This window comes from Rhizobium altiplani (assembly GCF_001542405.1).
In the GTDB taxonomy this organism is placed as follows: Bacteria; Pseudomonadota; Alphaproteobacteria; order Rhizobiales; family Rhizobiaceae; genus Rhizobium; species Rhizobium altiplani.
In genome coordinates, this window is record NZ_LNCD01000138.1 from 258,302 (window position 1) to 277,025 (window position 18,724).

The 18,724-nt window shown below is 59.9% G+C and carries 14 protein-coding genes; 10 read left to right on the forward strand and 4 right to left on the reverse strand.

What is annotated here, in order from left to right; genetic code table 11:
* Positions 1–13: 13 nt before the first annotated feature.
* The 7 genes from AS026_RS34495 (at position 14) to AS026_RS34525 (ending at position 6,612) form a co-directional block, all read left to right on the forward strand.
* Complete coding sequence (locus AS026_RS34495; protein WP_062375283.1) at positions 14–1,114, forward strand: ABC transporter ATP-binding protein; 1,101 nt, start codon at positions 14–16, stop codon at positions 1,112–1,114.
* Complete coding sequence (locus tag AS026_RS34500; protein WP_062375285.1) at positions 1,111–2,439, forward strand: extracellular solute-binding protein; 1,329 nt, start codon at positions 1,111–1,113, stop codon at positions 2,437–2,439. The genes AS026_RS34495 and AS026_RS34500 overlap by 4 nt, the downstream gene beginning before the upstream one ends.
* Before the next feature lie 23 nt (positions 2,440–2,462).
* Positions 2,463–3,371, forward strand: a complete 909-nt coding sequence (locus AS026_RS34505; protein ID WP_062375287.1) for a carbohydrate ABC transporter permease — start codon at positions 2,463–2,465, stop codon at positions 3,369–3,371.
* A gap of 23 nt (positions 3,372–3,394) precedes the next feature.
* On the forward strand, positions 3,395–4,186 hold the full coding sequence (locus tag AS026_RS34510) for a carbohydrate ABC transporter permease (protein ID WP_160330134.1): 792 nt from the start codon (positions 3,395–3,397) through the stop codon (positions 4,184–4,186).
* 66 nt (positions 4,187–4,252) lie between these two features.
* On the forward strand, positions 4,253–5,245 hold the full coding sequence (gene iolG / locus AS026_RS34515; protein WP_062375290.1) for an inositol 2-dehydrogenase: 993 nt from the start codon (positions 4,253–4,255) through the stop codon (positions 5,243–5,245).
* Between the two features lie 16 nt (positions 5,246–5,261).
* Positions 5,262–6,230 (forward strand): sugar phosphate isomerase/epimerase family protein, encoded by a 969-nt coding sequence (locus tag AS026_RS34520; RefSeq protein ID WP_062375292.1) that lies wholly within the window; start codon positions 5,262–5,264, stop codon positions 6,228–6,230.
* Positions 6,231–6,306: 76 nt separating this feature from the next.
* The gene (locus tag AS026_RS34525) at positions 6,307–6,612 is read left to right on the forward strand and encodes a MurR/RpiR family transcriptional regulator (RefSeq protein WP_062375367.1); all 306 of its coding nucleotides are present in this window, start codon (positions 6,307–6,309) and stop codon (positions 6,610–6,612) included.
* A gap of 196 nt (positions 6,613–6,808) precedes the next feature.
* Here the strand turns inward: AS026_RS34525 and aspT (AS026_RS34530) are convergent, their stop codons facing one another.
* The 3 genes from aspT (AS026_RS34530) to AS026_RS34540 all read right to left on the reverse strand — a co-directional run bounded on the left by aspT (AS026_RS34530) (position 6,809) and on the right by AS026_RS34540 (position 12,243).
* Positions 6,809–8,500 carry an aspartate-alanine antiporter gene (aspT, locus tag AS026_RS34530; protein WP_062375294.1) on the reverse strand — a complete coding sequence of 564 codons (1,692 nt, stop codon included), beginning with the start codon at positions 8,498–8,500 and terminating at the stop codon, positions 6,809–6,811.
* A 143-nt stretch (positions 8,501–8,643) separates the two neighbouring features.
* Positions 8,644–11,349, reverse strand: a complete 2,706-nt coding sequence (locus AS026_RS34535; protein ID WP_062375298.1) for an aminotransferase class I/II-fold pyridoxal phosphate-dependent enzyme — start codon at positions 11,347–11,349, stop codon at positions 8,644–8,646.
* Between the two features lie 450 nt (positions 11,350–11,799).
* On the reverse strand, positions 11,800–12,243 hold the full coding sequence (locus tag AS026_RS34540) for a hypothetical protein (protein WP_245307724.1): 444 nt from the start codon (positions 12,241–12,243) through the stop codon (positions 11,800–11,802).
* Positions 12,244–12,605: 362 nt separating this feature from the next.
* Between AS026_RS34540 and AS026_RS34545 the strand changes: the two genes are divergently transcribed.
* From AS026_RS34545 to aspT (AS026_RS34555), 3 genes are all read left to right on the forward strand, one after another.
* A complete protein-coding gene (locus AS026_RS34545) occupies positions 12,606–13,274 on the forward strand; it encodes a hypothetical protein (protein ID WP_245307726.1) in 669 nt (222 codons plus the stop codon).
* A 479-nt stretch (positions 13,275–13,753) separates the two neighbouring features.
* Positions 13,754–15,379 carry a bifunctional aspartate transaminase/aspartate 4-decarboxylase gene (locus tag AS026_RS34550; protein WP_062375306.1) on the forward strand — a complete coding sequence of 542 codons (1,626 nt, stop codon included), beginning with the start codon at positions 13,754–13,756 and terminating at the stop codon, positions 15,377–15,379.
* A gap of 63 nt (positions 15,380–15,442) precedes the next feature.
* Positions 15,443–17,134, forward strand: coding sequence for an aspartate-alanine antiporter (gene aspT / locus AS026_RS34555; protein WP_062375308.1), 1,692 nt, complete (start codon positions 15,443–15,445; stop codon positions 17,132–17,134).
* A gap of 447 nt (positions 17,135–17,581) precedes the next feature.
* Here the strand turns inward: aspT (AS026_RS34555) and AS026_RS34560 are convergent, their stop codons facing one another.
* A complete protein-coding gene (locus tag AS026_RS34560) occupies positions 17,582–18,616 on the reverse strand; it encodes an IS110 family RNA-guided transposase (protein ID WP_062370584.1) in 1,035 nt (344 codons plus the stop codon).
* Between the last annotated feature and the right edge of the window lie 108 nt (positions 18,617–18,724).

An 18,724-nucleotide genomic window follows, 5' to 3' on the forward strand; every position in this document is an offset into this window, starting at 1 on the left:
TGACGAGGTGGCCATGAGTTCCGTCCGCTACAACGGTGTCGTCAAGAGCTTCGGGGCGTTCAACGTTCTGAAGTCCCTCAACCTCAGCGTGCCCGACCACGCCTTCCTTGCACTGCTAGGTCCGTCGGGCTGCGGCAAGACTACGGCGCTACGCATTCTCGCTGGCCTCGAAATGCCGACCGCCGGCCAGGTGCTGATCGGCGAACGCGATGTCACGCGGCTGCAGCCGCGCGATCGTGACATCGCCATGGTGTTCCAGAGCTATGCACTCTACCCGCAGATGACAATTGAGGAAAACATCGGCTATCCGCTGTGGCTGCGCGGCATGCCCGATCAGGAGCGCAAGGCCAAGATCGCTGAGGTCGCCGCGGTCTTGGAGATCGACCATCTACTGACCCGGCGCGCTCGCCAGCTTTCCGGCGGCCAGCGGCAACGCGTTGCCCTTGCTCGTGCAATTGTCCGCAATCCCACGGCATTCCTTATGGACGAGCCATTGTCCAATCTCGACGCCCGTCTGCGCCTGACCATGCGCGGCGAGATTAAACGGCTCTGCCAGCGCCTCGGCTCAACGACGATATACGTCACCCACGACCAGGCCGAAGCCCTCACGATGGCAGATCTGATCGCCGTCATGCACGGCGGTGATTTGCAGCAGCTGGCGGCGCCAGCCGAAGTCTACGACCGCCCGGCCAACCGCTTTGTCGCTACGTTCGTCGGCAATCCGCCGATGAACGTCCTGCCGGTCAAGGCGGACGGAACAGACATCCACGTCGGCGGCGCCCGCCTTGCGATCAGGGGTGAGCGTTTTGACGCCTGCCGGGCGGCCAGTGTTACGGAACTCGGCATTCGGCCGGAAGATCTGCATCTGACTGAGCCAGGTGCCACGGGCTCGATGGCCGGTGAAATCTACGTGGTCGAACCGATGGGCAACGAAACCCTGGTCGATGTGCGTGTCGACGGCGGGCGGCTGACTGTGCGCGCCGATCGCGGCTTCCGGGCGTCGGTGGGAGACCACATCGGTGTCTCATTCGATGCCGGCAATGCCTGCTTCTTCGATACGGCTGGCAAAACCGCTGTTCATAGAGTGGAAAAAACAGAGAGGAACAGAGCATGACAGACGATAATAAATCCTACCTCACGACATCTCGCCGCTCCCTACTCAAGGCAACGGTTTTGCTGGCGCTAGCCTCCACCAGCATCGGTACCTTGGTCATTCCGGCGCCTGCTAAGGCTGCCGGCAAGAAAGTTATCATCGGCGCGTTCGCCGATGGCGGCCTGACCCCCTTCAAGCAGAAAATCATCCCGCTTGCCAAGGAAGCAGGCTTCGACATCGACTTCCTGGAAGACGAATACGGCGTGACCCTTGAGAAGTGGTTCGCCGACGCCCAGAACGGCGCGGGGCAATACGACCTCTATCTGCTTGACGATCCGTGGGTGCCGCAATTCGGCGCAGCCAATGTCCTCGAGGATCTGGGCGCCGCCGGCCTTGGCGTCGATGACAAGGACTGGATCGGCCCGCTAATCGATATGGGCTTCTGGCCGCCACGCAGCGGCCCGCGTGTCGCCGCATTCAAGGATGCAACGCCGACCCTGATCTGTGCACCCTTCATCGGCGATCTACAGACGCTGACCTATCGCAACGATGTCTATACCAACGGCGCGCCGAAGACCTGGGACGAGGTGATCTCCAAGGGAAGGGATGGCGTTGCGTCGGGCAAGATCAAGTATCCGGTCGTCTTCCGCGGCGTCGCTGGCAACTCGATCGTCACCAGCTGGTATTCGATCTTCCTGTCGTTCGGCGGCGAGTTCTTCGATGACAAGTGGAACCCGACGTTCAACTCGGAAGCCGGTAAGGCCGCCTCTGACTTCTTCGTCGGCACCATGAAGCAGAACGCTCCGGCGGGCGTGGTCGAATTCGACTCCGATCAGGAAGGAGCGGCCATCCTTGGCGGCGATGCCGGCGCGATCATCCAGTATTCCGGCAATGCACTGAAGTCCGACGATCCGGCCCAGTCCAAGGTGGTCGGCAAACTCGACTTCGGAGTTGTCCCGAAGCAGGTGAAGGCCGTTTCACAGCTCGGGATCTTCATAGCCGGCGTACCGAAGTCGGCGCCGAACAAGGCCAACGCGATCGAATTCCTCAAGTGGTATACGAGCGCAGATACCCAGGCGAAGGTCGCCGAAGCCGGAATGATCCCGGTCAAGCGCAGTGCGTTTGGCGTCGCCAAGCCCGGCAATCGTTTGATCCCGGTCGCGCTCCAGCAGCTTGACGCCGGCGCGCTGCCCCGGCCGCGTATGCCGGAATGGGCAAAGGTTGAGGAGCTGCTCGGCATCGAGCTCAACAAGGCGCTTCAGGCCGGCTCTGGCGGCGGAGCCGCGATGGACGCGGCGGCCAATGAGGTCAAGGAATACCTCGCTCAGGCGGGATACTATCAATGAACCCAAAGGGCGGGACACTATCAATGAACCCGAAGGGCCAGATCCTGACAAAACAACGGCTTCAGGGCGCCGGGCTAGATCTTGCCCTGCCCTACCTGATGCTGGCACCCGCGGTCCTGGTCGTGCTCTGCGTTCTGGTCTATCCATTCTGGGACGGCTTGCGCGCCAGCACGCAAGCCTACCGCTACGGCGCGGCGGTTGGCTGGGCCGGGCTGGATAACTATGTGCGCCTCTGGAGCGACGACCAGTTCCTCAACGCTCTTTGGGTGAGTATCAGGTTCGTTTTCCTGGCGGTGGCGATCGAGACCGTGCTCGGCTTTGCGCTGGCACTGTTCTGCCTCCGCGAATTCAAAGGCATCCGACTTCTCAGAACGGTGCTCATCATACCGATGGTGATCACACCTGTCGTGGTGGCGATCCTGTTTCGTCTGATCTATGCCAGCGACGCCGGCATGATTACGGCCCTCTCCGTGGCGATTGGCGGCGGTCAGGTCCAGATCCTTGGCGATCCGGTCAACGCATTCATTGGTCTTGTTGTTCTCGACGTTTGGGAATGGACGCCGCTGATGTTCCTCATCCTGCTCGCAGGACTGCAATCCCTGCCGCAGGAACCGTTCGAAGCGGCCCGCGTCGACGGTGCGGGCGCTTGGCGCAGCTTCGTCGATCTGACCCTGCCGATGATGCGACCGGTGCTAGCTATCGCCATCGTGCTCAGGACGATCGACGCCTTCGGAACCTTCGACCAGGTCTTCGTGCTGACCCGCGGCGGCCCCGGCGAAGCGACCAAGCTCGTCTCGATCTACGGCTATGATACCGCCTTCAAGTTTCAACAAACCGGATACGCCTCGGCAATGTTCGTCACTGTCGGGCTGATCGTGCTCGCCATGGCGCTTACGGCCGTCCGTCTTCTTCAGAAGGAGGCTCAGGAATGAATTCCCGTCTCGCAAGGGCCAGTGTGACGTCGTTCATCGTGTTCATCGTCCTGGTTCCTATCTATTGGCTGGTCTCGACATCGCTTAAGTCCAACAAGGAAATCACGCAGGAAGGCACCCTCTACCCCCATGTGCCGACCTTCGACAATTACCTGCGGCTCTTTTCTGAGAAGAACTTCGGCGCCTATTTGACCAACTCGCTGGTAGTGACAACCGTGTCGGTCTCCATCGCCTTGGTTCTCGGCACGCTGGGCGCCTATGCGATGGCGCGCTTTCGTCTGCCGTTCTTGCTGGAACGCAAGATCGGCCTGCTGTTGCTGACGCTGCGCATCGTGCCGCCGGTGGTGATCCTGATCCCGGTCTACCTGCTGATGCTGCGGCTCGGGCTGCTTGACCAGTGGCTCGGCCTGATCATCACCTATACCGCCTTCAACGTGACCTTCTGCGTCTGGATGATGGAAAGCTTCTTTCGAGAAATTCCGGTCGACCTCGAGGAGGCCGCCATGGTCGACGGCGACTCCCGGTTCGGTGCCTTTCGCCGAGTGACCTTGCCGCTGGCGGCTCCTGGCATTGCCGCAACCGCCATCTTCGCGGTGATCGTGACCTTCAACGAGTTCATGTTCGCCCTGGCACTGACCGCCACCCCGAAGGCCATGACCATGCCGCGCGGCACGGCGACTTTGATCGGCCGCATCGACACCGACTGGGCATCCATGGCAGCGGCCGGGGTGATCGGAGCCTTGCCAATCGTCGTCTTCGCCCTGCTCGTACAACGCCACCTAGTGCGTGGCCTGACCATGGGAGCGGTCAAATAGCCGCGGATCGCGGTCCGCATTGTCCATCAATGGCCGGGGAGCCGGCCCGAGGAGAGAGTACCTGAAATGATCGACTTTTGTTTGTTTGGCGCCGGCCTGATCGGCAGCGTCCATGCTGGAAACCTTGCGCGCCATCCGAAGGCACGGCTTCGTTATATCGTCGACCCGCGCCCCGAAGCGGCGCAGCGCATCGCCGCGCAGACAGGCGCGGCGATCGTCGACACCGAGACGGCGCTTTCGGATCCGTCCATCAGGGCGGTGATGATAGCCTCGGCCACCAAGACCCATGCCGACCTTGCCATGGCGGCAGCGGCGAAGGGCAAGGCGATCTTCTGCGAGAAGCCGATCGATCTCGACATTGGCCGGACAGATCAGTGCCTCGCGGCAATCGAAAAGGCCGGCGCGCTGTTCCAGATCGGCTTCAACCGCCGCTTCGACCCCAGCTTCCGCGCCCTCAAGCAGCGTCTCGATGCCGGCGAGATCGGTTCCATTGAACAGGTGATCATCACTAGCCGCGACCCTGAGGCGGAGACCGAGGAAGCGCTTGCCGGCGGCGGCGGGGTTTTCCGCGAAATGACGATCCACGACTTCGACATGGCGCGCAACCTGCTCGGCGAGGAGCCCGTCGAGCTGTTTGCGACCGGATCCTGCCTGGTACTGCCCTACTATGCCAAGCACGGCGATTACGACACCGCGATGTTCGTCCTGCGCACCGCCTCCGGCCGCCAATGCCATATCAACAACAGTGTCCGCGCCGTTTATGGGTATGACCAGCGCATCGAAGTACACGGTTCGAACGGCATGCTGCGAGCCGGCAACCGCATGCCGACCTCGGTCGAAGCCTTCGGCTCCGAGGCCGTGTCGCGCGACAAGCCGCTCTACTTCTTCGTCGAACGCTACATGGACTCCTACTACGCCGAACTCGATCATTTCATCGAATGCGTGCTTGCCAACAAGAAGCCGGATGTCGGCGCCAGCGACGGGCGCAAGGCAATGATCCTCTGCGAAGCCGCCCTTGCGTCGGCAAAGTCCGGCCGCTTCGAACCGATCAAGTTCTAAGACTGGGATTGATACGATGAAAATAGGAATGATCACCGACAGCCTCGGCGGCTTGTCGTTCAAGGACATGCTGCGGGCGTCGGCCGAACTCGGGCTGGAGACGCTCGAATTTGCCTGCGGCAACTGGTCGAGCGCACCTCATATCAACCTCGATGCCATGCTCGAAAGTGACACGACACGCCGGGAATTCGTCGCTGCCGTCAAGGATCACGGCATGACGATCGCCGCCCTGAACTGCTCCGGCAATCCGCTGCATCCGGGGGCGAAGGGCGCCGAGCATCACAAGGTGACGGAGAAGACTATCAAGCTCGCAAGCCTCCTGGGCATCGACCGCGTCGTCCTGATGTCGGGGTTGCCGGGCGGCCCCGGCGATGCCAATCCAAACTGGATCATCACCGACTGGCCGCCGGAATGCCTCGAAATCCAGAAATACCAATGGGAAGAAAAGCTGATCCCCTATTGGCGCGATCTGGTCGCCTATTCCAACAACCTCGGCATCCACAAGCTGTGCCTCGAACTGCATGGCCACCAGGCCGTCTACAACGTCCACACGCTGATAAAGCTGCGCGATGCAGTGGGCGAGACCGTAGGCGCCAACTACGATCCGAGCCATCCGATGTGGATGGGCGCCGACCCGATCGCCGCGGTCCGCCAGCTCGGTTCGGCCATTTACTATGTCCACGCCAAGGATACCCGCGTCGAACCGGTGCCCGCGGCCATCGATGGCGTGCTCGACCCGCGTCCCGGCGACCGCTACGCCGAACGTACCTGGAACTACATCACACTTGGCTATGGCCATGGGGAAACCTGGTGGCGGCAGTTCTGTACGGCGCTCAAGCAGGTCGGCTACGACGACGTGCTGTCGATCGAGCATGAGGACATGATGATGTCGCCGATGGAGGGAATGCGCAAATCGGTCGAGCTGTTGCGCAACGCCGCCATCAACCTCAGCGAGCCAAGGCGTCGTCCGGATACGAGCGCCTGACCAGGGCGCGATGGTGGCGGAAGCGACCGCACAAGCAGCGCTTGCGCTTCCGCCCCACAAAACCCACGAGGTCAACATGATAGACATTTCCGCACGGCGGACGGCGCCGCACAATTATCATCATCTCAACCAGTTGATTGCGAGCGGCCAGTTGGATTTTCCCGATCAGCTTCGACAGGTGGCACGCTTCGCGCTGGCGAATCCTGAGATCGTCGCCTTCGAGAGCAGCAAGACGCTTGCAACCTTGTGTGGCGTATCGCCGACATCAGTCTCAAGATTTGTCCGCCATGTGGGCTTCAAGGATTTCCGCGAGATGAAAGTGCTGTTTCAATCGCGGCTGCGCGAAATGGCGGGCCCGGAGGCATTTTCCTTGGCATTGTAACCGTCGCCGTGTTCGCGGAAGCTATTAGACGAACCTCGAAGGTTAGTTGGAAAGGCTACGTGCCTGACAGGCGCTTTTGTCACTTGATCGCGCCTGCGAGGCGTGGGGGCGGTAGAGTGACCAAATCGCCATCGGTTCAATAATGCATGGCCGCTGACAATTGCGATCGACACGGAGAGTAGCTTTTGGAAACCCGTTAATTCGCGACGATATTGACGATCACGGTTCCCCAGGTCGTGAGCAGGATATGGCCGATGGGTACAGCCGGTGTGTATCCGAGAACCGCAACGGTACTTCCCGATCGATCCTGGACGGCCGCCATGCCGGCAGTCATCGTCTGCGCGCCGGCCAGCCCCCCGAGTAGCAGGATGGGGTTCATGCGAAGCACGTAGCGGCCGAAATAGAGCCCTACAATCATCGGGGCAATGGTGACGATCATGCCGCCAAACAGAAGCCCCACCCCCGCTTCGGCGATTGCAGCAACAAACAGCGGTCCAGCGTGCAGCCCCGTCATCGCGACAAACGCCGCGAGGCCGAGCGCGGTCATAAGCGATACAGCAGCATCTGGAATCCGTCCGAAGAGGGGGAAGCGCGTGCGCAGATGCCCAACCAGCAGCCCCGCCAGCAGCGTGCCCACACTCGTGCTCAACGAAATCCGCATGTCGCCGATCGGAAAGGTGACGAGGATGCCGACAAGTCCACCAAAGAATATCGCAAGACCGAGAACGAAGAAATCCGTCGTCGTTATCGGTGCGATAACGACACCGATCTGCTTTTCCGCACGCGACACCGTCGCCTCCGGCCCGACCAGGCGCAAAATGTCGCCTCGCTCAAGGCGGATCCCCGGCCCTACGGGGATCGCCGCGCCGCCACGGCTGATGGCACGCAGATATAGACCACGTGTCCAACCCTCCTTGGCGATGTCATCGATCTTTCGGCCCGCAAGCTCATGGCTGGTCAACAGCACGTCTGCGGCCAGTATCGGTACATCAAGAAGTTCACGATCCTCGATCTCTTCGGCGCGCGGGCCAAGCACGGCCACGAGTGCCTCCCTCGGCCCTGAGACGGCCACGACATCGCCGGGAGCAATCACCATCTGCGGCTCCGCTTCGATAATCGTGCTCCCCCGTCGCAGGCGCAGGATGAAAAGCCTGTGTTCGGGAAATTTCGCCTCCGCGGCCGTCAGTGTCACACCGGCTATCGGCGCGGCGTCCGCGATCCGATACGCGCGCATTTCGAAGCGATGCCAGGCAGATGCCACGCCGGGCGTCTTGCGGGATATCCCGAGATCCTGCTCCAGCTTAAGTGCCTCTGCACGCAAATCGATGCGCATCAGCCTCGGGCCGACGACGCTGCAGAATAGGATCACTCCAACGGCGCCGAATACATAGCACACCGCATCCGCGACAGCGATGTGTGCCACCAACCTCGCGCGATCGGCTTCCGTCAGCGCCAGCCCATTGATCGCCTCGGTTGCCGTGCCCATGGCCGGGCTTTCGGTCAGCGCGCCCGAAACGAGTCCCGCCGCGAAGCCGGGATCGAGACCAAGAGCCTTGGCAACCGCTACCGCCGTCAGCAAGCCTGTCACACATACAACGACGGCAAGCAACACCGGCTTGAGACCGTCTCGCTTCAAGGCTTGCATGAATTGAGGTCCGACGGAGTAGCCAATACCGAAGAGAAACAGAAGGAACAGGAAGGATTTGGCCATGGCCGCAATCGGGACGTCTGCGAATTGACCTATCAGGATGCCCGCAAAAAGGGAGCCTGTGACAGGTCCGAGGGTAAAACCTCCGAGTTTGATGCCCCCGACCAAATATCCGATGCTGATTGCGAGAAACACTGCGAGTTCCGGATACTTAACCAGGAATTGCGCGACCCAAGACATGACCAGACTGCCTCCTCTCCCCTTCTCCAGGCCAGATATGATTGCCAACTGCCCGCACGCCAGAAGTCAGCAGTGCCCCGCTACGGCATGCCGTGACGGGGCGGCATTGTAGAGCGCGAAGCCAGCGCTCCTGAAGCAATGGCTCAGCGCTTTGCGCCTGCAGCCTTCGGTTTGAGCAATTTTAGCCCCCTGGCTCTCTCGTAACCGTGAATCTCCTTCACATCCAATTTGCGCATGAAATCGATCGTCTCCTGCGTCAGCACTTGACCCGGCACCATGATCGGAAACCCGGGCGGATAGGGTATGACGAAATTGGCCGAAATCATTTCCGGTCCCTCCCGCAGTCTGCGATCGCACTCAGCACCGAGCAGCGGCACATACTCGCAACGCGCGGCGTCGTAGGCATTAAAGAAGGCGGTCCGCATGTCGCCTTCGGGTGTTGCTTTACCCGCATCACCGCGGAAGGTTTCGTGGAAATGGCTGAAATTGGGAAGGTCCGGCACGTCAGTCATCAGGGATTTGACGCGCGCATCGAAGGCGGCTCTTTCTGCCTGTCCACCGTCGGCGAGGCGCTTCTCAATGCCAAGACAAATCTCGACGAGAACGCGGATCAGGTGGGCCACGTCGCTGCGCGTGTTGTTGATGTTCGACTGGAGTAGCACGCTATTGCGCGACGTCTTGTTGAGCTGGATGCCGTACTCGCTCGCCAGCAATCCCTTGAATTGCGTTCCGTCGAAACCAGCGGTTCCGCAGACAAGCGTCATGCGCGTCGGATCAAGATAGAACTCATCCTCCTGCATCGCTTTGACCGCGGTGGCCCAGTTCGAGCCGGGCGCGAGGTAGTCCTGGAAGCCCGACTGGCGGTACGCGGCTGGTATCATCTCATCGGCACCGAGCACACGGAAGTATTTCGAGATCAGTTGATGCTCGTTGATTGCCCGACGGATCTTCAACGCAATCTCGATCGCGTTCATCACCAGCCCATAGCCTTCAAGTTCCATCTGTCGACGCGCGACGTCCAGGCTGGCGATCAGTTGCTGGTTGGGGCTCGTTGATGCATGCGTGAAGACTGCCTCGTGGAACTGAGCTTCGACCGTATGAAAGTCCACATCCTTGACGAGAAGCATTGAGCCCTGCCGGATCGCCGACATCGACTTATGCGTCGAGTTCGTCTGATAGACGCGAAGGCGTACAAGCCGCGGATCAGGGATGAGCCGGGTGGCCAGAAGTGTCTCGTCGGAAGGATTATCTCCGAGATTGACGCTTTGCTTCTCATAGGCACTGATGGAGGCGGGATCGCGCAACCATTCCTCGATATCGGCCGCGGCTCCCATGGCGGTTCGAGGTCGCAGGAAGGGAGAGAACCGGGCAAATCCCGACCACGCCTCGTCCCAGAGGAAGATCAGATCCGGCTTTATGGCAAGGCATTCCTCCATCACCCGCCTGACGTTGTACATGTGCCCATCGAAGGTGCAGTTGGTCAGGTCAAGCAGCTTTAGGCGATTGAGCCGCCCCTCCGCTTTCAAGGCCAGCAATGCACGTTTGATGGTGGCGAGTGGCACCGCCCCGTACATCGAGTATTCCGTCATCGGGAAAGCCTCGACGTAGTATGGCTGCGCACCCGTTAGGACCATGCCGTAGTGATGCGATTTGTGGCAGTTGCGGTCGACCACCGCGATGTCGCCCGGGGCCAACAGTGCCTGGACGGCCATCTTGTTGGAGGTGGACGTGCCGTTGGTAACGAAAAAGACGTGGTCGGCGCCGAAGGCGCGGGCAGCCATTTCCTGGGAGCGCTTGATGTTGCCGGTAGGCTCCAAAAGGCTGTCGAGGCCACCCGTTGTCGCGCTGCTTTCCGCCAGGAACAGGTTGAGGCCATAGAATTCGCCCATGTCGCGGATCCAGTCCGACTTGAAGACAGACTTGCCGCGAGCAATAGGCAGGGCGTGGAATGTACCGATGGGCCGACGTGCATATTTCTTCAGGTTGTCGAAGAAGGGCGTCTCGTACCGTGCCTGCACGCCTTCGATGATCGCGAGATGCAGTTCCAGCGGTTCCTCGACGGAATAGAAGATGCGCCGTATCGAATCCGCCGCCGGATCACCGGCAATTTTCTCGACCTGCCGGTCGGAAAGCAAATAGATGTCGAGTTCCGGCCGGATCCGCTTCAATATGTGTGACAAGTGAAGTGCCGAGACCTCGGGGCTTTCCGCCTCGCCAAGCAGCGGATTGAGTACGGAGCGCAACACTGGCGCATCGTGGCGCGAGCGGTAAGGGAATCCCTCCGCAAGGACGACGGAGATGATAGAGGGGTTCAATGCTGCCGCGCAGACCGCATCCTCGAAGGAGCCGACGAAGATGGGCTCATAGATGAAAGAATCCTCGTGACGGCGCATCCTGCGGAGCTCAGAGGCCAGGGCGGGCCATCGTGCGGAAGGTTGGCTGTTGACAAACAGGACCTCGAAATAGGGGCGATGAGCACGAGTCTCACCGGTGGCTGGCGGCATAATATCGACCACCTCGCTTGGCGACAGGTGGTCATTGACATCCCACTCCTCGGGACGGCTGCGATAGGCATCGGTCAGAAGGCCGTTGGAGATGCGCCGAGCCAGTCTGGCCGCCCCGCTGGGGTCGTTTGAAGCAATGCGCTCGGTCAGGGCTTGGCGCAATCGCGCACCGGGATAAGCGTGGTATTCCTCTACGGCTTCTATGGCGGCGAGCGCTGCCTCCAGCGCCTCCCGCCCTCCCCGTTGTGCGGCCCACGCGTCGGCCAGAGACGTGACCTCGCGCCAGTTGTCGGCACGCCCCGAATGCATCAGCAGAGACTGATTGTCTGCGGTTTTTTTTGGCATCTGATGCTCCCAACACCCTCTTATTGAAGATTCGCTACAGTTGACGAATTGTCACTGCACAGACGATTGGAGTGGCCTGCTGCAGGTCGCCAGCTTCTAAAGGCACTGCAAGGCGAGCGGAGCCGCATACCGACCCCCATCCATTTCAGGCCAACGTCAGCATTAGTCCCAGGTCGCGAATGGACTATTGTCGGCAGTGTAGCCTAGACCCGGTATCTGGCATTCCGTCCCGTCAGCCCTGAAGCGGAGCCGTAGCTAGCCGGCGTCGTGCTCGACGGTACAGAATCACAGCCCTAGCGGGCCGAACTCAGGATCACTCAACGGCTGCAACATACGAAGTAAAATACGGTAGTATACCGCAGACCGTCTGTAACCTACTCACTTCCTCCTCGACCGATGGTTTTCACGCTGCAGCCTCCCCCCGGCCTCTGTCTTTCCCGACATCCTATTCTACCCGTCCGGTGGCCAAACGACGCGCGCAAGGTCCCTGACGATATCAGCTTCCAATTCAGCGACCATTGTCTCGTACTCCTCGATATAAAAGCGGTCAGCACCATCACGCCGGAAGGCTTCCAGTGCGACGCAACCCTCATCGTAGGCTTCAAGAAGATTGCAAAAGAACGGCCACGAACCGGACGCGGGCAGTTTCTGGAGCAGTTGGCGTTGCGCAGGCAGCTTGAGCATCAACCGACGCAATCCAGATTGCGCGGTCCCACGGCAGCCGTCCTCCTCTATCCAATCCTTCCCCATTGGCGATCCTCTACCCGATAACAGTGTAACAACCGCGCGCCCACGCGGAAGTAAATTACGGTATGTTCTGTTTCCGTGCCCGTTCTGGCCGCCGTGAAATTGCGCGGCCTTTTTTTTGGCGTGATCAAGGAAGCCAATTGCCATATCACTACATGTCGATAATCTAGCATCGACATGCCTCTAGTTGTCCACTTGTCGGAAGGACCCAGATGAGAAGTCAACCCGACGGCGTACACTCGCACCCCTCTCCCGCCGAGGTCCGAGAACAGTTGGATCGCATACTGTCGAGCCCAGACTTCATTCTCCCCGATCGCGGGCGCAGGTTTTTGCAGTTCATCGTGAACGAGACACTCGAAGGACGCGCCGCCTATCTGAAGGCCTTCACAATTGCAACCAGCGTCTTCGGACGCGACACCTCATTCGATATGCAGAATGATCCTTGCGTACGAATGGCAGCACGCCAGCTTCGTAGTGCTCTTGAGCGCTACTATCTGACGAGCGGCTCAATGGATGAGGTGCTGATTACCGTTCCAACTGGCAGTTACGTTCCAATACTCGTGAAACGCGCTATTGAGTGTAGCGTCAGGACTGAAGATGAAGCGCAAAGCGTTTCTGCCGCTACAAAGCCATCGATCGAGCAGGCGTCAATCGAGCCGCCGAAGCGCGAAAGCAGATTGCTACGTGGGATCATGATCGGTGCTGTATTCATCTTACTTGCTGCCGTGGTGATGGCGTCAATTGCCGAAAGCGATAACCCTGTTTTGAAGCAGGCGTTCACGAGCGGCGACGGGCCAACAATATTGGTCGATGGCTTCACGACCGATGGACAAACAAAGGTCCCCGATGAGGTCTTGAGCGGGTTGACCAATGCAATTGTCGCCAATCTCGTAAAGTTAAACGGGCCGATCGTGATCGTGCAGGACGGTACACCAGACGGCAATAGGACCAATCCGACATATACGCTACGTGGAAGCGTCCGTTTGGAGAAAGATGATATGCGAGCGATCGCACGCCTGGTCCGAGCGGCAGACGGTTCAGTCGTGTGGTCGAGCGACTACGACGTCAATATAAAGGGTCGAAGCATTCTCGACGTCCAGGCGGCCATCGCGCGATCAATTTCGGCGGCTGTGGCAGCCCCATTCGGAGCGGGTGCGACGTCGCGGCCCCAAGGGTAGGCGACGCCCTGTGTTGTAGATGTCAGCTCTCGGGAACGAGTGGCCAGGCTAACTGTCTCCAGCCGCCTTCGGCTTCTCATGCTTGGTCGATGCATGTACGCTCCTTACCCGCTCGAAACCAAGTGCCGACGAAATGGCTCCCCGCTTGGCCCACGGCGCCAGGTCCCGTACTAGAACCAAGCTTGAAGACGGGAGAAACCCTTCACTACGTCGCCGAAATCGTCCGGATCAAAATCGTCAACTGTCGCCGTGGCGTCGGGGTTGTCGGCGCTCTTATTGGTATGCGGCCGAGATAGGGTGAGCGCACATCGGTGATGCATGCCCTAAAGGGTGTAGGATACCGTATACTACCCCACTTGAAGGTGTAACATTCTTTGCCGTTGCAATCTCATCGGATACCATTCCAACTAGCAGAACTCGAAGTCCGCATTTCGATGTGTCCAATGCCCGGCAGGCATACCACAGTGGGAGGAATGATAATGACGGAAGCGGGAATCTACGCAAAATTTGTCGATCTCAGCCCCTTTGAGATCAAGGACGAACTCATCAGGCTGGCTCAGGCCGACAAGTCGGGTCGTGCATATCTCAACGCCGGGCGAGGCAACCCCAACTGGATCGCAACCAAGGCGCGCGAAGCTTTCTTCCTTCTTGGTCAGTTCGCGCTGACCGAGGCCAAGCGTGTTTCCTTCGATGAGGAAGCGGGTCTCGCTGGAATGCCGCCCGTCGATGGATGCTACAAGCGGCTGAAGGCGTGGGTGGAAAAGCGCAAGGGCGATCCGGACACGCCCGGCGCTGAGACGCTCGACGCTGTGGTGGATTTCGCCATCAAGAAATTCGCCTTTGAGCCTGATAAGTTCGTCAACGAACTCACGGATTCGATCATCGGCGACCACTATCCGGTTCCCGACCGCGCGTTGGTGCACAACGAAGCGATTACTCATGAATATCTGATGTGGGCCATGTGCGCTGGCCACCGCCCGACCGCGAAATTCGACCTCTACCCGGTCGAAGGCGGCACCGCAGCCATGTGCTATATCTTCAAGGCGCTCAAGAATGCGCGCCTTCTGAACTCCGGCGATACGATTGCGCTCGTCACACCGATCTTCACGCCCTATCTCGAAATGCCGCATCTCGAGGACTATTCGCTGAAGCAGATCCATGTTTCGGCGGAGGCGGAAGACCGGTTCCAGTTGACCGAAGAAGACCTGAAGCCGCTCGCGGACAAGTCCGTCAAGGCGCTGTTCATCGTCAATCCCGGTAATCCTTCCGCGGTCGCGATCGATCCGGAAAGCATGACCCGGCTGGTCAAATTCGTCAAAACAAAGCGCCCCGACCTGATGATCCTGACCGATGACGTCTACGGCACCTTCGTGCCGAATTTCGAATCCGTCATGGGCCATCTGCCGCACAACACGATCGGCGTCTATTCCTATTCGAAGTATTTCGGATGCACCGGCTGGCGCCTCGGCGTCGTCGCCGTCGCCCAGGACAACATCTTCGACAAGATGATCCGAGAGATGCCGGCTGCGACGCAAAAGCTTCTCGACGCACGCTACAAGGCTCTGACGCCACATCCCCGCGATCTCAAGTTCATCGATCGCATCGTTGCTGACAGCCGCGATGTGGCGCTAAACCACACGGCCGGCCTGTCGCTACCACAGCAGGTGATGATGTCGCTGTTCGGCCTCGTCGAAATGATGGACGAGGAAAAAATCTATCAGAAGGCGTGCATGGCCATCTGCCAGCGCCGGTTCGACAAGCTGATGAACGGAATGGGGATCGAGTTCAAGGCTCGCCCCTATTTCGACCGCTACTACGGCATCATCGACTATGAATATTGGGCACGTAAGTACGTCGGCGACGAGGTGACGGACTGGGTGAAGGAGAACGTTCATCCGCTCGATATCGCCTTCAAGCTAGCCGAGGACCATGGCATCGTCGTCCTCAATGGATCCGGCTTCGATGCGCCCAACTGGTCGGTACGCGTGTCCTTCGCCAATTTGCCGGACGAAGCCTACGATTCGATCGGCAGGGCCATCCGTGCGGTGGCACGAGGCTATCTGCAGGCCTACCGCGCCGCCAAGGGCGAGACGGCTCAGCCTTAGGCGGGACGCAATTCGATTTGTAAAAGACGCAGCTGAAGAGATCCTACGCCGGAGATCGCCACCATGCTTCAATGGTTTGCCGCAACGCTTCAGAAATATCCCGAAATCGCCATCTTCCTGTCGCTTGCGATCGGCTATTTCGTTGGCAAGTTCACCTATAAGGGTCTCGGTCTCGGTGCCGTCACCTCGACCCTGCTCGCCGCCGTGGTCATCGGGCAGCTCGGCATCGTCATATCGCCGAACGTCAAATCGGTCTTCTTCCTGATGTTCCTGTTCGCGGTCGGCTACGGCGTTGGGCCGCAGTTCGTACGCGGTATCGCTTCCGACGGCCTGCCGCAGGCAGCCTTTTCCGTGGTTGTCTGCCTCTATTGTCTGGCGATCCCGGTGATCGTGGCGATGCTCGCCGGCTACGATATCGGCTCGGCCGCCGGCCTCTATGCCGGCTCGCAGACCATCTCTGCCTCCATGGGCCTTGCCACCGACGCGATAAACCGGCTCGGACTGGCGGCAGAACAGACCCAGGCGACGCTCAACGCGATGCCCATCGCATACGCGGTGAGCTATATCTTCGGTACCGCCGGATCGGCGGTCATTCTGGCACTGGTTGGCCCGCGGCTCCTCGGAATCGACCTCGTCGCCGCCTGCAAGGATTACGAGGCGCGCCACAGCGCCGCGGCGGAGTTCGGCGGAGCGGGATCGGCCTGGCACCGCTTCGAACTCAGGGCGTACCTTATCAAGCCGGAGGGCCGCGCCGTCGGCATGACCGCGAAGCAAGCCGAGGCGATGGTGCCGAACGCGCGCGTTTTCGTCGAGCGCATCCGCCGTGACGGGCGGATCGAGGAGGCGACCGCCGATACGGTACTCAAGGCCGGAGACGTCGTCGCCGTGGCCGGTCCGCGTGACGTGCTGGTCGAGGTGCTCGGCCAGGCCGCCGAGGAAGTAAACGATCCCGAGCTTCAGAACGTCCGCGCCGAGGGCGTCGACATCTACGTCACGTCCAAGGCGGTCGACGGCAAAACGCTGTCCGAACTCGCCAAGTCGCCTACGACGCGCGGCGTATTCCTGCGCAAGATCGTTCGCGGTGCGACCGCGACCGTGATCCCGATCCTGCCGGATACCAAGATCCATCGCGGCGACATTCTTACCCTCGTCGGGCGCCCGCAGGACATCACCGCGGCGACGAAAGACATCGGTTACCCCGATCGCGCCACCGACGTCGCCGACGTCGCCTTCATTGGCGCCGCGATTGTCCTTGGCGCATTGGTCGGGGCGTTCGTCCTCAACGTCGGTGGTGTGCCCCTGACGCTGTCCACCGCCGGCGGCGCGCTGATTTCCGGCCTCGTCTTCGGTTGGCTTCGCTCGGTGCATCCGACCTTCGGACGGATCCCGTCCTCGACCGTCTGGTTCATGAATTCGGTCGGCCTCAACGTCTTTATCGCGGTGGTCGGCATCAGCGCCGGCCCCGGCTTCGTCGCTGGGCTGAAGGAGCTTGGAGTAAGCCTGTTCCTCTGGGGCGTGGTTGCGACGTCCGTTCCGCTGATCCTTGCGATGTACACCGGCAAGTACCTGTTCAAGTTCGATCCGGCCATCCTGTTCGGTGCCTGCGCCGGAGCGCGTACCACCACGGCGGCGCTCGGCATGATCACGGACGCGGCGAAGAGCCAGGTTCCCGCGCTCGGCTACACCGTGACCTATGCCATCGGCAACACGCTGCTGACGATCTGGGGGATGGTCGTGGTCCTGTTGCTTGGCTAGTTTGCCGTAGATAAGGTAGCGCGTCTTGCGGAGGCAACCGCTTGGGCCGAAGTGGTCACCAACGTCATCCGTGGGTCTGACGGATGGCCGCGCCGCCGCGCGGCCCTGTCGAAAACTTTTCGCTTCTGAGCGATCTGGTCTAGAGCGGATCATTGCTTATCGGAATCGGTGCGGGATTCCCATATGTGGAACGGCTCTGCGGTCAAGGTGTTCAATCGTTGATATTCCGAGGGCTGGTGCGCCCATATGTCCGGCCTTTTCGCGCAGCAATTGGGCTACTGGCCTTGATGACGTTCGCGACTGGAGTGACCTAAACAAATCAGCGAGCTCGAAGCACGTTGGGAATCACGGTCTTGATCCAATCCGGATGTCTTTCCTCGGGGTCATCATTGATCTTGCACCTTGGGCCTCAGCTTGTCAGCGACGACAAGCGATCTGCATTCGGTCCTAGGCCGCCATCGTTTCGTTCGCCGTGCTATGGAATTGACCACCTCTCACTAGAAGAGCCCAAACAATGCGGGCCATCTTGTTGGCCAGCGCAATGGCGGCGACTTTATATGGCCTGCGCCTCAGCAACTCAGTCAGCCAGGCTGAGACCTTTGCGCCTCGACGTGCGTGCTGGATAACGGCGGACGCTCCCACAACCAAAAGAGATCGTAAGACCGGGTTTCCCATTTTTGAGATTCTTCCCAATCTGGTTTTCCCGCCTGTGGAATTTGATTTCGGGGTCAGGCCTATCCAAGCCGCAAAGTGACGCCCAGACTTGAAGGCCTTTGGGTCGGGTACAAATGCCGCGATGGAGCTGGCAGTGATTGGACCCACACCTGGAATTGAGGTCAGCCGGCTCAATGTCGCATCCTGTCGGCTTTCGCGGATCATGTGCTTCTCCAACTTAACGATCTCCGACGTGTAGGCCTCTATCTGATGGGTCAGGGGCAACAGGGCGATGCGGGCCAAGGGTGGCAAGCGGGCATCATCCTCGTCACGGACGATTGCGGCAAGGTCGTCGACCTTGCCCACACCTCTGGATGTGGTAATGCCCAGTTCGGTAAGATGACCGCGCAAAGCGTTGATCGTTTGGGTGCGCTGCCGAACCAGCAGGTCCCTTGCCTTCAAGAGCATAGCCGTCGCTTGCTGGCCGACGGTCTTGAGCGGCACGAAACGCATCGACGGTCGACCTACAGCTTCGCATATCGCCTCAGCGTCTGCCGCGTCATTCTTGCCTCTTTTGACATAGGGCTTCACGTAAGCAGGTGGGATCAACCGAACTTCATGTCCGAGAGCCTTGATCTCTCGTGCCCAATAATGAGCGCCTCCGCATGCCTCCAATCCAACGACACACGACGGGATCTTCCTGAAGAACTTCAAAACCTCAGAGCGTCGAAGCTGCCTACGAAGGATTGTCGTCCCTTCGTTGTCTACTCCATGCAACTGAAAGACTTGTTTGGCCGTATCGAGACCGATTGTCGTGATCAAAGTCATAAGAACGCTCCAAGCTGTTTACCGAACAGGATGCTCGGCCTCTTTTCAGGATAGGGTGGGAGCAGAGCCGTTCCACAACATCAAATCAGCAGATTTGTGATTCATCAT